This window comes from Phytobacter sp. MRY16-398 (assembly GCF_003925915.1).
Lineage (GTDB): Bacteria > Pseudomonadota > Gammaproteobacteria > Enterobacterales > Enterobacteriaceae > Phytobacter > Phytobacter diazotrophicus.
On sequence record NZ_AP018756.1, the window covers coordinates 584,293 to 598,964 of the forward strand.

The following is a 14,672-nucleotide window of genomic DNA, read 5'->3' on the forward strand; positions in this document are numbered from 1 at the left end:
CACTCATGCAACAGGAGAAGATGATGACTGCTCAGTTAAGAGGGGTGATGGCCGCGCTGTTGACCCCGTTTGATGCCAGCGAAAAGCTGGATACCGAGAGCCTGCGCCGTCTGGTGCGTTTTAATATCAATCAGGGGATCGATGGGCTGTACGTGGGGGGATCCACCGGGGAAGCGTTCGTGCAAAGCATTGCTGAGCGTGAACAGGTACTGGAGATCGTCGCCGAAGAGGCGAAAGGCAAACTGACGCTGATTGCCCATGTCGGCACCGTCAGCACCCACGAAACCCGGCAGCTTGCGCAGGCGGCCAGCCGCTATGGTTTTGACGCCGTCTCTGCCGTTACTCCGTTCTACTATCCGTTCAGCTTTGAAGAGCACTGCGACCACTATCGTGCAGTGATCGACGCCGCTAATGGTCTGCCGATGGTGGTTTACAACATTCCGGCGCTGAGTGGGGTGAAACTCACGCTGGATCAAATCGACACGCTGGTTACCCTGCCGGGCGTGGGCGCGCTGAAACAAACATCGGGCGATCTCTTCCAGATGGAGCAGATCCGCCGGGCGAATCCGGATCTGGTGCTCTATAACGGTTATGACGAGATCTTTGCATCCGGGCTGATGGCGGGCGCGGATGGTGGTATCGGCAGTACTTACAACATCATGGGTTGGCGCTATCTGGGTATCGTTCGCGCGCTGCAAACGGGCGACATTGCCACCGCGCAGCGCCTGCAGGCGCAATGCAATGAGGTTATCGAGCTACTGATCAAAGTCGGTGTTTTCCGCGGCCTGAAAACGGTGCTGCACTACATGGATGTCCTGGCGGTACCGCTGTGTCGTAAGCCGTTCGCGCCGGTGGCGGAAAAATATTTGCCAGAACTTAAAGCGCTGGCGGCAGCACTGCAACAAGAGAAAGAACAACAACAGTGATCCGGATCTGTCTGTCCGGAGGCGCTGCGCTGGCCGGACAGACGGAGCCGCTCTTAACTCTGTCGGTCTACATAAGCGATGGGCAACGCCCATCGCGGGAGTATCACATGAGTACTGCTATGCAAAATATCCCGTGGTATCGCCATCTTGATCGGGCGCAATGGCGGGCTTTCTGCGCCGCCTGGCTGGGCTATCTGCTCGACGGTTTTGATTTTGTCCTTATCGCGTTGGTGTTAACGGAAATTCAGAGCGAATTTGGTCTGACGACGGTACAGGCGGCAAGCCTCATCTCCGCAGCCTTTATCTCCCGTTGGTTTGGAGGGCTGATGTTGGGCGCAATGGGTGACCGCTACGGCCGACGGTTGGCGATGGTCACCAGTATCCTTCTGTTCTCATGCGGTACGCTGGCCTGCGGGTTGGCCCCCGGCTTCACCACCATGTTTATCGCCCGGCTGGTGATCGGTATGGGGATGGCCGGAGAGTATGGCTCCAGCGCGACGTATGTGATTGAAAGCTGGCCCCGACAGTTGCGAAACAAAGCCAGCGGCTTTTTGATTTCCGGCTTCTCCGTCGGGGCCGTTATCGCGGCGCAGGTCTACAGCCTGGTGGTACCCGTCTGGGGCTGGCGCGCGCTGTTTTTCATCGGCATTTTGCCCATCGTCTTTGCCCTGTGGCTGAGGAAAAACATTCCGGAAGCGGAAGACTGGAAAGAGAGACATGCGGGTAAAGCGCCGGTATGCACGATGGTGGATATTCTGTATCGCGGCAAACATCGCGTGATTAACGTGGCGATGACACTCATTGCCGCGACCTCATTGTGGTACTGCTTTGCTGGTGAAATGAAGAATGCCGCGCTGGTGGCGATTCTTGGCCTGGTGTGCGCGTTTATCTTTATCAGCTTTATGGTGCAAAGCAGCGGAAAACGCTGGCCAACCGGCGTAATGCTGATGGTGGTAGTGCTCTTTGCGTTTCTCTACTCGTGGCCCATCCAGTCGCTGCTGCCGACTTACCTCAAAACCGAACTGGCCTATTCGCCTGCGACGGTAGCTAAGGTGCTGTTCTTTAGCGGCTTTGGCGCTGCGGTGGGCTGTTGTGTTGGCGGTTTTCTGGGCGACTGGTTGGGGACGCGCAAAGCCTACGTCTACAGTCTTCTCGCCTCCCAAATTCTGATCATCCCGGTGTTTGCCATTGGTGGCACCAGCGTATGGGTTCTCGGTTTTCTGCTCTTCTTCCAGCAAATGCTGGGGCAGGGGATCTCAGGCATTCTGCCTAAACTGATCGGCGGCTACTTCGATACCGACCAGCGTGCGGCAGGTTTGGGATTTACCTACAACGTTGGGGCCCTGGGCGGCGCACTGGCACCAATCCTGGGGGCGCTGATCGCTCAGCGTCTGGATCTGGGTACCGCACTGGGATCGCTCTCCTTTAGCCTGACATTTGTGGTGATCCTATTGATTGGGCTGGATATGCCGTCGCGCGTACAGCGTTGGCTACGCCCCGAAGCGCTGCGAACCCATGATGCGATCGATGGTAAGCCATTCAGCGGCGCGGTCAGCCACAGCGATGGTAAGAACGGGTTATTAAAAACGAAAGGATAACCAGACATGTCTCTGATAGCGAAAATGGATGCACAAATTGGCCGCCAGGGTGGGCTGGTGGTCTCCTGCCAGCCTGTTCCGGATAGCCCGCTGGATAAGCCGGACATCGTGGCGGCGATGGCACTGGCCGCCCAGCAGGCCGGGGCGGTGGCGGTACGTATTGAAGGCATTAACAACCTGCGTGCCGTCCGTCAGGCTGTAACACTACCCATCATCGGCATCATTAAACGCGACTTAACGGACTCCCCTGTGCGCATTACCCCTTACGCTGAGGATGTCGATGCGCTGGCACAGGCGGGGGCAGATATTATCGCCATTGATGGTACCGATCGTATTCGCCCGGTTGCGGTGCGTGACCTGCTGGCGCGTATTCATCACCACGGGCTTATCGCGATGGCCGATTGTTCCTGCGAGCAGGATGGTTTGTATTGCCAGCAAACAGGAGCGGAGTTGATTGGCACCACGCTGTCTGGCTACACCAGCGAACACACCCCCGCAGAACCGGACCTGGCGCTGGTCACCACGCTCAGTCAGGCCGGATGCCGGGTGATGGCGGAAGGGCGCTATAACTCGCCCGAACTGGCGGCGCAGGCGAAGCGCCATGGAGCATGGGCGGTGACCGTCGGCTCAGCCATTACGCGGCTGGAGTACATTTGCCAGTGGTATTGCGATGCACTCCAGGAGGCAGCGACATGACCACGCTGGCGATTGATATCGGTGGCACCAAGCTTGCTGCCGCGCTGGTGGACGGTGACCTGCAGATTCACCAACGCCGTGAGTTGCCCACGCCCGCCAGTAAAACCCCGGATGCCCTGCGGGCGGCACTCCTGGCGTTGGTCGCCCCACTTGCCTCTCAGGCCCGGCAGGTGGCGGTTGCCTCAACCGGAATTATTCGTGAAGGTACCTTGCAGGCGATCAATCCACAAAATCTGGGTGGTCTGCTGCATTTCCCGTTGGTTTCGACCCTGACGGAGATAACGGGCTTGCCTGCGCTGGCGGTGAATGATGCGCAGGCCGCTGCCTGGGCGGAGTACCACGCATTGGGCGAGAACATCGACGATATGGTGTTTATCACGGTTTCCACTGGCGTAGGCGGCGGTGTAGTGAGCGATGGTGTGCTGCGTATGGGCCATGAGGGGCTGGCAGGCCATTTGGGCCATACGCTTGCCGATCCTGGCGGTCCGCGCTGCGGCTGTGGGCGAGTGGGATGCGTTGAAGCGATCGCTTCCGGACGCGGTATCGCGGCAGCGGCGCAGGGTGATCTGGCAGGCTGCGATGCGAAAGCCATTTTTGCCCATGCGGCGAATGGGCATGCGCAGGCGCGCGAACTGGTTCAGCGCTCGGCGCAGACGCTGGCGCGCCTCGTTGCCGATGTGAAGGCGACCACGGACTGCCAACGTGTGGTGGTGGGCGGCAGTATTGGCCTTGCACCGGGGTATCTGGCGCTAGTGCGTGCGTGTCTGGCCCTGGAGCCATCAGTCTATCGGGTGGTGTTAAGTGAGGCGCACTATCGCCATGACGCAGGATTACTGGGTGCCGCGCTGCTGGCGCAAGGAGTGAAAAAATGATGACAGGTGAAGTGGCGTCGCTCGCTCACTCGGGGTTGCATCCGGTGCTGCTGAATGCCCTGACGCTGGCACTGGATGCGCGCGTGCAGGAAAAGCCGCCGGGCAGTTACCCGCTACAGGGTGACGCTATCTTTATGAACATCATGCAATTTTCCACACAACCCGCGGAACAGAAGAAGGCCGAGCTGCATGCGCATTACATTGATATCCAGCTATTGCTGGCGGGTGAAGAGCGCATTTTGTATGGCATTCCAGGGTCTGCACGACAGTGCGATGACTGGCATGTTGAGGACGATTATCAGCTTTGCGCCGCGATTTGTGACGGGCAGGTTGTCACACTAACGCCTGGCATGTTTGCGATTTTTATGCCGGATGAGCCACATAAGCCGGGGTGTATGGTGGGTACTGCGCAAGAGATTAAAAAGGTGGTAATTAAGGTCTGTGCCAGCCTGCTTACGGCATAAAAAAAAGCCGGATGGTGTACCATCCGGCTTTTTCTTGCCTGCCCTGGATTTCCGGGAAAACCCTTATACTTCAAGCCAGTTGAGGATGCCGTCTGCCGCCTTACGGCCTTCGGCGATGGCTGTGACCACCAGATCGGAGCCACGAACGATATCGCCACCGGCAAAGATTTTCGGGTTGCTGGTCTGAAACGCGTTCTCGCTGCCTTCCGGGGCGATGATGCGGCCCTGAGAGTCCAGCTCGACGCTGTGTTTCGCCAGCCATTCCATGCTGTGTGGGCGGAAACCAAACGCCATCACGACCGCATCAGCCGGTACCACATGTTCGGAACCCGCAACGATCTCCGCACGACGACGGCCTTTGGCATCTGGCGCACCCATTTCGGTACGCGCCATTTTCACGCCGCAGACTTTACCGTTGGCATTCACTTCGACACCCAGCGGCTGCACGTTGAACTGGAATTCCACACCCTCTTCGCGCGCGTTTTTCACTTCGCGTTTTGAACCCGGCATATTTTCTTCATCACGGCGGTAAGCACAAATCACATTGGTGGCACCCTGACGAACAGAAGTACGCACGCAGTCCATTGCGGTGTCGCCACCACCCAGAACAACAACGCGTTTGCCTTCCATGCTGATGAAGGGTTCGTCAGTCGATTCACCAAAGCCCATCAGTTGTTTGGTATTCGCGATGAGGAATGGCAGCGCGTCGAATACGCCATCGGCATCTTCGTTTTCCAGACCGCCACGCATCGACTGATAGGTGCCGACGCCAAGGAATACCGCGTCATAATCTTTCAGCAAGTCATCAAGCTGTACGTCGCGACCGACTTCGGTATTCAGCTTGAATTCAATCCCCATGCCAGTGAAGATTTCGCGACGGCGGGTCATCACCTCTTTTTCCAACTTGAATGCCGGGATACCGAAGGTGAGCAGACCACCGATTTCCGGATGGCGGTCAAACACCACTGCTTTGACGCCATTACGGGTCAGCACATCGGCGCATGCCAGACCTGCCGGGCCTGCACCGATAATCGCCACGCGTTTGTCCGTCTGCTTCACGCCGGTCATATCCGGGCGCCAGCCCATCTCGAACGCTTTATCATTGATGTAGCGCTCGATGTTACCGATGGTGACCGCGCCGAACTCATCATTCAGCGTACAGGAACCTTCACACAGGCGGTCCTGCGGGCAAACGCGCCCGCAGACTTCCGGCAAGGTATTAGTCTGGTGAGACAGTTCAGCGGCCTCAAAAATACGCCCTTCGTTGGCCAGTTTCAGCCAGTTCGGGATGTAGTTATGGACCGGACATTTCCATTCGCAGTACGGGTTACCACAGGAGAGGCAGCGATCTGCCTGCGCCTTGGCCTGGCCTTCCGAAAATGGCTCGTAGATTTCAATAAATTCAATCTTACGGATCTTCAGCGGTTTCTTTGGCGGATCCACGCGCTGTAAGTCGATAAACTGGTATACGTTCTGACTCATTGCTGCCCCTTACTGCGCCTGCACACGCAGCTCTGCTGCGCTACGACTACGATGACCCAACAGTGCTTTCACATCACTGGACTTCGGTTTAACCAGTGCAAATTTCTCCGCGAAGGCTGGCCAGTTAGCCAGAATCTCTTCGCCGCGAGATGAACCGGTATGGTGCACATGCTCGGTAATCAGACCGCGCAGATGCTCTTCGTGGATGGCGAGGTCATCGACGCTCAACACTTCCACCAGTTCCGGGTTCACACGTTTGCGGAACTCGCCGTCTTCATCCAGGACATAGGCGAAGCCGCCGGTCATCCCTGCGCCAAAGTTCACGCCTGTTTTACCGAGGATACAGACGATACCGCCGGTCATGTATTCACAACCGTTATCGCCGATGCCTTCCACGACAGTAATCGCGCCGGAGTTACGCACGCCGAAACGTTCACCCGCGCGGCCTGCGGCATACAGACGACCACCGGTTGCGCCATACAGGCAGGTGTTACCGATAATGCTGGCCTCGTGGCTACGATAAGCAGAGCCTACCGGCGGACGTACCGCGACTAAACCGCCTGCCATGCCCTTGCCTACGTAGTCGTTGGCATCGCCAGTCAGATACAGCTCAACGCCACCAGCGTTCCAGACGCCAAAGCTCTGGCCTGCGGTACCGCTAAAGTGCACGGTAATCGGATCCGCCGCCAGCCCCTGATCGCCATGCGTTTGCGCGATGTAGCCAGACAAAGACGCGCCGACAGAACGATCCGTGTTGCGGATATCAAACCAGAACGTTTTGCTCTGACGTTCGTCGACAAACGGTTTGGCCTGCTGCAGCAACTGCGCGTTCAACACGCCGTTGTCGAACGGCGGGTTGTTTTCGGTGCAGTAGAGCGCTTTGCCAGGATGCGGCTCGGCGGTTTCCAGCAGTTTCGACAAATCCAGCTTCTGTTGTTTGGCGGTGAAACCGTCCAGTTCTTTGAGCAGATCGGTGCGACCAATCAAATCCACCAGGCGTTTCACGCCGAGCTGCGCCATTAACTCACGCACTTCACGGGCGATAAATTCAAAGTAATTGGTCACTTTGAACGGCAGACCGTGGTAGTGGTTTTTACGCAGTTTTTCATCCTGAGTTGCTACGCCGGTTGCGCAGTTGTTCAGGTGGCAAATACGCAGGTATTTACAGCCCAGCGCCACCATCGGGCCGGTACCAAAGCCGAAGCTTTCCGCACCCAGGATTGCCGCTTTGATGATGTCCTGGCCGGTTTTCAGACCGCCATCTGTCTGTAAACGAATTTTGTGGCGCAGACCGTTGGCCACCAGCGCCTGTTGGGTTTCCACCAGGCCCAGTTCCCACGGACAGCCCGCGTATTTCACCGATGACAGCGGGCTCGCACCGGTACCGCCATCGTAACCGGCGATGGTGATGAGATCCGCATAGGCTTTCGCCACGCCGGTCGCGATGGTGCCGACGCCCGGTTCGGAAACCAGCTTCACGGAGATCATCGCTTTCGGGTTGACCTGTTTCAGGTCGAAAATCAGTTGCGCCAGATCCTCGATAGAGTAGATATCGTGGTGCGGCGGCGGAGAAATCAGCGTCACGCCCGGTACGGAATAGCGCAGTTTAGCGATGTACGGGGTCACTTTATCGCCCGGTAACTGACCGCCTTCACCCGGTTTCGCACCCTGAGCGACTTTAATCTGAATCACGTCAGCATTGACCAGATACGCCGGGGTGACGCCGAAGCGACCGGAAGCGACCTGTTTAATGCGTGAAACTTTGTTGGTGCCATAGCGCGCCGGGTCTTCGCCGCCTTCACCGGAGTTGGAGAAGCCGCCGAGGCTGTTCATGGCTTCTGCCAGCGCTTCATGCGCTTCCGGGCTCAATGCGCCGATGGACATTGCCGCGGTATCAAAGCGTTTGAACAGTTCGCTTGCCGGTTCAACGTCGTTGATGCTGACGGTTTCGCCGTTCGGCGTGATAGCCAGCAGGTCGCGAAGGGTCGCTGCCGGACGCTCATTCACCAGTTTGGCGTACTGCTGATAGTCGCTGTACTCGCCACTCTGGACGGCTTGCTGCAGGGTGCGCACCACATCCGGGTTATAGGCGTGGTATTCACCGCCGTGAACGTATTTCAGCAGACCGCCCGCTTCGAGCGGTTTACGTGCCAGCCAGGCGCGTTTGGAGAGGTTCAGCAGATCCTGCTGGAAGTCAGCAAAACCTGCGCCGCTGATACGGCTGACCACGCCCTGGAAGCAGAGTTCGGAAACCTCTTCGTGCAGACCGACGGCTTCGAACAGTTTTGAGCAACGGTAAGAGGCAATCGTCGAGATGCCCATTTTGGACATGATCTTGTACAGCCCTTTGTTGATGCCGTTGCGGTAGTTCAGCATCACCGTGCGGTAATTCTTCTCAATGGCTTTGGTATCGACCAGTTTTGCCAGCGTTTCGTACGCCAGGTACGGATAAATCGCGGTGGCGCCGAAGCCCAGCAGCACTGCAAAATGGTGCGGGTCACGGGCACTGGCGGTTTCTACGATGATGTTGGCATCGCAGCGCAGGCTTTTCTCAACCAGACGGGTCTGCACCGCGCCAACCGCCATCGGGGCCGGTACCGGCAGACGGTTTTTAGCGATGTTACGGTCAGACAGCACCAGCAGCACGGTGCCGTTACGCACCATCTGTTCTGCTTTATCGCACAGCGCTCTCACTGTCTCTTCCAGCGAGGTTTCGGTCACATCGAAAGTGATGTCCAGCACATCTGCGCGGTAGTGCTCCTCTTTCATGGTGGTGAGCTGCGTGAAATCGGAGTACAGCAGGATCGGCGATTTGAAGCTCAGACGGTGTGCCTGGCCTTCTGCTTCACAGAAGACATTCATCTCACGACCGATACTGGTGGCCAGCGACATCACATGGGCTTCACGCAGCGGGTCAATCGGTGGGTTCGTCACCTGTGCGAACTGCTGGCGGAAGTAGTCGTAAATGATACGCGGCTGGCTGGAGAGCACAGCAAACGGGGTATCGTCACCCATTGAGCCGACCGCTTCCTGGCCGTTTTCACCGAGTACGCGGATAACAGAATCGAGCTCTTCGAAGCTGTAGTTAAACTGCTTCTGATAGCTTGTCAGCAGGTCGTCATCCATTTCGCGGATGCCAACCTGGTCATCGGCCAGATCTTCAAACGGCACCAGACGGCGAACGTTTTTCTCCATCCATTCTTTATAAGGATGGCGGCTTTTCAGATCGTCATCGGTCTCTGCGGAGTGCAGAATGCGACCGCCACGGGTATCGATAACCATCAGCTCGCCCGGACCGACGCGGCCTTTTTCGACCACTTCGTCAGGCTGATAATCCCAGATGCCCACTTCGGAGGCACAGGTGATCAGCTTATCTTTGGTGATGACATAGCGTGCCGGACGCAGGCCGTTACGGTCCAGGTTACAGGCCGCGAAACGGCCATCGGACATGACGATGCCCGCCGGGCCATCCCACGGTTCCATATGCATGGAGTTAAAATCGAAGAAGGCGCGCAGGTCCGGGTCCATATCCGGGTTGTTCTGCCAGGCTGGTGGTACCAGCAGGCGCATGGCGCGCACGATATCCATCCCGCCGGCCAGCAGCAGTTCGAGCATGTTATCCATGGAGCTGGAGTCAGAGCCGGTTTCGTTGACGAACGGCGCGGCATCATGCAGATCCGGGATCAGCGGGGTCTGGAATTTGTAGGTACGCGCGCGTGCCCACTGACGGTTACCGGTGATGGTGTTGATTTCACCGTTATGCGCCAGATAGCGGAACGGCTGTGCCAGCGGCCAGCGCGGTACGGTGTTGGTGGAGAAGCGCTGGTGGAACAGGCAAATGGCCGATTCCAGACGCAGATCCGCCAGGTCCAGGTAGAAGCGCGGCAGGTCAGCCGGCATACACAGACCTTTATAGATGTTCACCAGGTTAGAGAGGCTACAAACGTAGAACTCTTTATCTTCCTGCAGACGCTTTTCAATGCGACGGCGGGCAATAAACAGACGGCGCTCCATATCACGCGGGCGCCAGCCAGCCGGGGCGTTAACAAAAATTTGCTCAATACGAGGCAGCGAGGAGAGGGCGATTTCACCGAGTACCCCTTCGTTGGTTGGCACATCGCGCCAGCCGACAATAGACAGGGTCTCACGTTGAAGTTCTTCTTCTACAATACGGCGAGATGTGCTGGCTTTTTCTGGATCCTTATTCAGGAACAGCATACCAACAGCATAGTTTTTGGCTAAACGCCAGCCGCGCTCTTCCGCAACGATACGGAAGAAACGATCGGGTTTTTGCAGCAGCAGACCGCAACCGTCGCCGGTTTTACCATCAGCGAGGATTGCGCCACGGTGCTGCATGCGGGCCAGTGCGTGAATAGCGGTACGCACTACCTTGTGGCTAGGTTCGCCTTCTATGTGGGCGATCAGGCCGAAACCACAGTTATCCCTCTCAAGGGATTTATCGTACAACATATCAGTGAACCTCCCCAGGCTCTGCGGGACTCCCATCCGATACCGATTGCGCGCGGGCACAGCAAGAGCATGGCGACGGGGCTAAATAAAGCCTCGCATGTCGCCCTCTTTAATTTCCTTTTCGCATCGGTACACAAGTGTTGAGGACTTGCTTAAGAGGGAATCTCAATAACTGCATAAATATGATGAGCAGACCACTCATCCAGAAAGCTTCCAGCGGATTCCCAACTTATCGGGAATCCGTACACAGGTCAAATGCCAGGCTTATTTATCTAATAATGTGCTAAAGGATGTTTAATTAATTGATATGTAAATGAATTTAACCTTATTTACAATCAATAAGCCCAGCGCGGAGCGGCAGAGTAATGTGATCTGACTCACTATCGGGAAGCGTTGTTAATGCGTTACCCTACTAAGGGAAATGTGGATTTCAGAATATTATTCTGAGAATGTTCTTATGAGCACATGAACGCACTGTTTTTCACTTGTGACACTATTTCTGCAAAATATCGTCTGAACATAAGGAAAAGTAATTGCCCGAGGAGTGCATGAAATTGCGGTAATCTTGACTGTTTATGCAATGAATAAAAGCCTTGCCGGGCGATTGATCCACATCATCGCCGTCGAAAGCTAAAAATGGCAGGCTTGGCCTCTTTTCAAAGGCACGGCCTGTCAGATTATGCAGTTACAAAAATTAGTCAATATGTTTGGTGGGGATCTTGCCCGTCGTCATGGACAAAAGGTTCATAAATTGACGCTTCACGGCGGTTTTAGCTGCCCGAATCGGGATGGCACCATCGGCCGGGGCGGCTGTACGTTCTGCAATGTCGCTTCTTTTGCCGATGAAGAGCAGCAGCATCGTTCGATTGCCGAACAACTGGCACATCAGGCGAACCTGGTGAATCGCGCTAAACGCTACCTCGCCTATTTCCAGGCTTACACCAGCACCTGGGCCGAAGTACAGGTGCTGCGTTCCATGTATCAACAGGCAATAAGCCAGGCCAGCATTGTTGGCCTGTGTGTCGGCACACGCCCGGACTGTGTACCCGAGGCGGTGCTGGATTTGCTAAGCGAATACAAAGATCAGGGGTATGAAGTCTGGCTGGAGCTGGGTCTGCAAACCGCGCACGATAAAACGCTGCACCGTATTAACCGTGGGCATGATTTCGCCTGTTACCAGCGAACCACCCGTCTGGCCCGCGAGCGCGGGCTGAAAGTCTGTAGCCACCTTATTGTCGGTTTGCCGGGGGAAGGGCAGTCGGAATGCCTGCAAACGCTCCATCGCGTGGTAGAGACTGGCGTAGACGGTATCAAGCTGCATCCCCTGCATATTGTGAAGGGCAGCATTATGGCGAAAGCCTGGGAGGCGGGCCGTCTGCAGGGTATTGAACTGGAAGACTACACTGTCACCGCCGGGGAGATGATTCGCGCCACGCCAGCGGAGGTGATTTACCATCGCGTCTCTGCCAGCGCCCGTCGCCCGACGCTTCTGGCGCCGTTGTGGTGCGAAAATCGCTGGACGGGAATGGTTGAGCTTGATCGCTATCTTACTGAACATGGTGTGCAAGGTTCCGCAGTGGGTCGCCCCTGGATCCAACCGTGACGGTTGCCTGGCTCCGCATTTTTCGCACAACCTTCAACGTGTTGCTCAGAATTGGGTATTATTGAACGGAATTGTTTAAGGAAATCGCTATGAAGCAAATCCGTTTACTGGCGCAATATTACGTCGACCTGATGATGAAGCTCGGGTTGGTTCGTTTCTCCCTGTTACTTGCCCTGGCGCTGGTGGTACTGGCTATCGTCGTACAAATGGCGGTGACGATGGTCTTACAGGGGCAGGTGGCGAGCATCGACGTCATTCGCTCTATCTTTTTTGGCTTGTTAATTACCCCCTGGGCGGTCTATTTCTTATCGGTTGTCGTTGAGCAGCTTGAAGAGTCACGTCAGCGCCTGTCGCGGCTGGTGGACAAGCTGGAAGAGATGCGCGACCGCGACCTCAAACTGAATATCCAGCTTAAAGACAACATCACCCGGCTCAACCAGGAGATGGCGGATCGCGAGAAAGCCGAAGCTGAACGTCAGGCGACATTTGAGCAGCTTAAAGTGGAGATGCAGGAGCGCGAGCAGACGCAGATTCAGCTTGAACAGCAATCCACCTTTTTACGCTCTTTCCTTGATGCCTCCCCGGACCTGGTTTTCTATCGCAACGAAGACAAAGAATTTTCCGGCTGTAACCGGGCAATGGAACTGCTGACGGGCAAAAGCGAGAAGCAACTGATTAACCTTAAACCACAGGATGTCTACGCGCCGGAAGCGGCGGAGAAGGTCATTGAGACCGATGAGAAGGTGTTTCGCCACAATGTTTCGCTGACCTATGAGCAGTGGCTGGATTATCCGGATGGACGCAAAGCCTGTTTTGAAATTCGCAAGGTGCCCTATTATGACCGCGTAGGTAAGCGCCACGGCTTGATGGGCTTCGGGCGTGATATCACCGAGCGTAAGCGCTATCAGGACGCCCTGGAGCGTGCCAGCCGCGATAAAACCACCTTTATCTCTACTATCAGCCACGAACTGCGCACGCCGCTTAATGGCATCGTCGGGTTGAGCCGTATTCTGCTGGATACCGATTTAACGGCCGAGCAGGAAAAATACCTGAAAACCATCCATGTCTCTGCCGTCACTCTGGGCAATATCTTCAACGATATTATTGATATGGATAAAATGGAGCGTCGTAAAGTCCAGCTCGATAACCAGCCGGTGGATTTCACCAGCTTCCTCGCCGACCTGGAAAACCTTTCCGGCCTGCAGGCGCACCAGAAAGGTCTGCGCTTTGTCATGGAGCCTGCCCTGCCGTTACCGCATAAGGTGGTCACTGACGGCACGCGGTTGCGGCAGATCCTGTGGAACCTTATCAGCAACGCCGTCAAATTTACCCGTGAGGGGCAAGTCACCGTCCGTGTGCGCTATGACGAAGGCGATATGCTGCACTTCGAGGTCGAAGATTCCGGGATTGGTATTCCTCGCGAAGAGTTGGATAAAATTTTCGCCATGTATTATCAGGTGAAAGATAGCCATGGCGGCAAGCCTGCTACCGGTACCGGGATTGGTCTCGCGGTATCGCGTCGCCTGGCGAAAAACATGGGCGGTGACATTGTTGTTACCAGCCAGCCGGGCAAAGGTTCGATCTTCACCCTGACTGTTCACGCGCCTGCGGTGGCAGAGGAAGTGGAAGATGCGTTTGAAGACGATGATATGCCGCTGCCAGCGCTGCATGTGCTGTTGGTGGAAGACATTGAGCTTAACGTGATCGTTGCCCGTTCCGTACTGGAAAAGCTGGGCAACAGTGTGGATGTGGCAATGACCGGTAAGGCCGCACTGGAGATGTTCAAACCTGGAGAATATGACCTGGTACTGCTGGATATTCAGTTGCCGGATATGACCGGGCTGGACATTTCGCGCATCCTCACCAGCCAGTTTGCCCGCGACGATTTACCGCCGCTGGTGGCGCTTACCGCCAACGTACTGAAAGATAAAAAAGAGTATCTGGATGCAGGGATGGACGACGTCTTAAGCAAGCCGCTGGCGGTCCCGGCATTAACTGCCATGATTAAGAAATTCTGGGATGCGGGCGAAGAAGAGGAGAAAGACGCAATGTCTGTTACCGAGGGTCAAAAATCACAAAACCTGCTGGATATCCCGATGCTTGAACAGTATATCGAGCTGGTCGGTCCGAAGCTGATCACCGATGGGCTGGCGGTATTCGAGAAAATGATGCCGGGCTATCTGAGTGTACTGGAGTCTAACCTTACCGCGCGGGATCAAAAAGGGATCGTCGAAGAGGGGCATAAGATCAAAGGTGCCGCGGGATCGGTCGGTCTTCGCCACCTGCAACAACTGGGTCAACAAATTCAGTCACCCGACCTGCCTGCCTGGTGGGATAACGTCGGTGAATGGGTTGAAGAGATGAAGCAGGAATGGCAGCACGATGTTGACGTCTTGAAAGCGTGGGTGGCAAACGCTGGAAAAAAATGACCCCGGATTAACCGGGGTGCGCGAATACTGCGCCAACACCAGGGAAATCGTGGCTGCGCCGTAAAGTTATCTATTTTTTATCAAGGGCGCAGTCGGGAAAATTTGAACTGCACGCACATAAGATAGCAAATC

The 14,672-nt window shown here is 55.9% G+C and carries 9 protein-coding genes; 7 read left to right on the plus strand and 2 right to left on the minus strand.

Going from position 1 to position 14,672, the window contains the following annotated elements:
- Positions 1–23 precede the first annotated feature (23 nt).
- From nanA to nanQ, 5 genes are all read left to right on the plus strand, one after another.
- Complete coding sequence (gene nanA, locus MRY16398_RS02815; protein ID WP_071194430.1) at positions 24–926, plus strand: N-acetylneuraminate lyase; 903 nt, start codon at positions 24–26, stop codon at positions 924–926.
- Between the two features lie 107 nt (positions 927–1,033).
- On the plus strand, positions 1,034–2,524 hold the full coding sequence (locus MRY16398_RS02820) for an MFS transporter (protein ID WP_125123807.1): 1,491 nt from the start codon (positions 1,034–1,036) through the stop codon (positions 2,522–2,524).
- A 6-nt stretch (positions 2,525–2,530) separates the two neighbouring features.
- Positions 2,531–3,220 (plus strand): N-acetylmannosamine-6-phosphate 2-epimerase, encoded by a 690-nt coding sequence (locus MRY16398_RS02825; protein WP_125123808.1) that lies wholly within the window; start codon positions 2,531–2,533, stop codon positions 3,218–3,220.
- Positions 3,217–4,092: an N-acetylmannosamine kinase gene (nanK, locus tag MRY16398_RS02830; RefSeq protein WP_125123809.1), complete on the plus strand. Its 876-nt coding sequence runs from the start codon at positions 3,217–3,219 to the stop codon at positions 4,090–4,092. The genes MRY16398_RS02825 and nanK overlap by 4 nt, the downstream gene beginning before the upstream one ends.
- Positions 4,089–4,556, plus strand: coding sequence for an N-acetylneuraminate anomerase (gene nanQ / locus MRY16398_RS02835; RefSeq protein WP_125123810.1), 468 nt, complete (start codon positions 4,089–4,091; stop codon positions 4,554–4,556). Before nanK ends, nanQ begins: the two co-directional genes overlap by 4 nt.
- Before the next feature lie 63 nt (positions 4,557–4,619).
- On the opposite strand, the gene gltD is transcribed toward nanQ, so the two are convergent.
- Complete coding sequence (gene gltD, locus MRY16398_RS02840) at positions 4,620–6,038, minus strand: glutamate synthase subunit GltD (RefSeq protein ID WP_079497052.1); 1,419 nt, start codon at positions 6,036–6,038, stop codon at positions 4,620–4,622.
- Positions 6,039–6,047: 9 nt separating this feature from the next.
- Positions 6,048–10,508, minus strand: a complete 4,461-nt coding sequence (gene gltB, locus MRY16398_RS02845; protein ID WP_125123811.1) for a glutamate synthase large subunit — start codon at positions 10,506–10,508, stop codon at positions 6,048–6,050.
- A gap of 679 nt (positions 10,509–11,187) precedes the next feature.
- On the opposite strand from gltB, the gene MRY16398_RS02850 reads away from it, so the two are divergent.
- Together MRY16398_RS02850 and arcB are read left to right on the plus strand one after the other, a co-directional pair.
- A complete protein-coding gene (locus MRY16398_RS02850) occupies positions 11,188–12,111 on the plus strand; it encodes a TIGR01212 family radical SAM protein (protein ID WP_039077442.1) in 924 nt (307 codons plus the stop codon).
- A gap of 89 nt (positions 12,112–12,200) precedes the next feature.
- Positions 12,201–14,540, plus strand: a complete 2,340-nt coding sequence (arcB, locus tag MRY16398_RS02855) for an aerobic respiration two-component sensor histidine kinase ArcB (protein ID WP_039077443.1) — start codon at positions 12,201–12,203, stop codon at positions 14,538–14,540.
- Positions 14,541–14,672 lie beyond the last annotated feature (132 nt).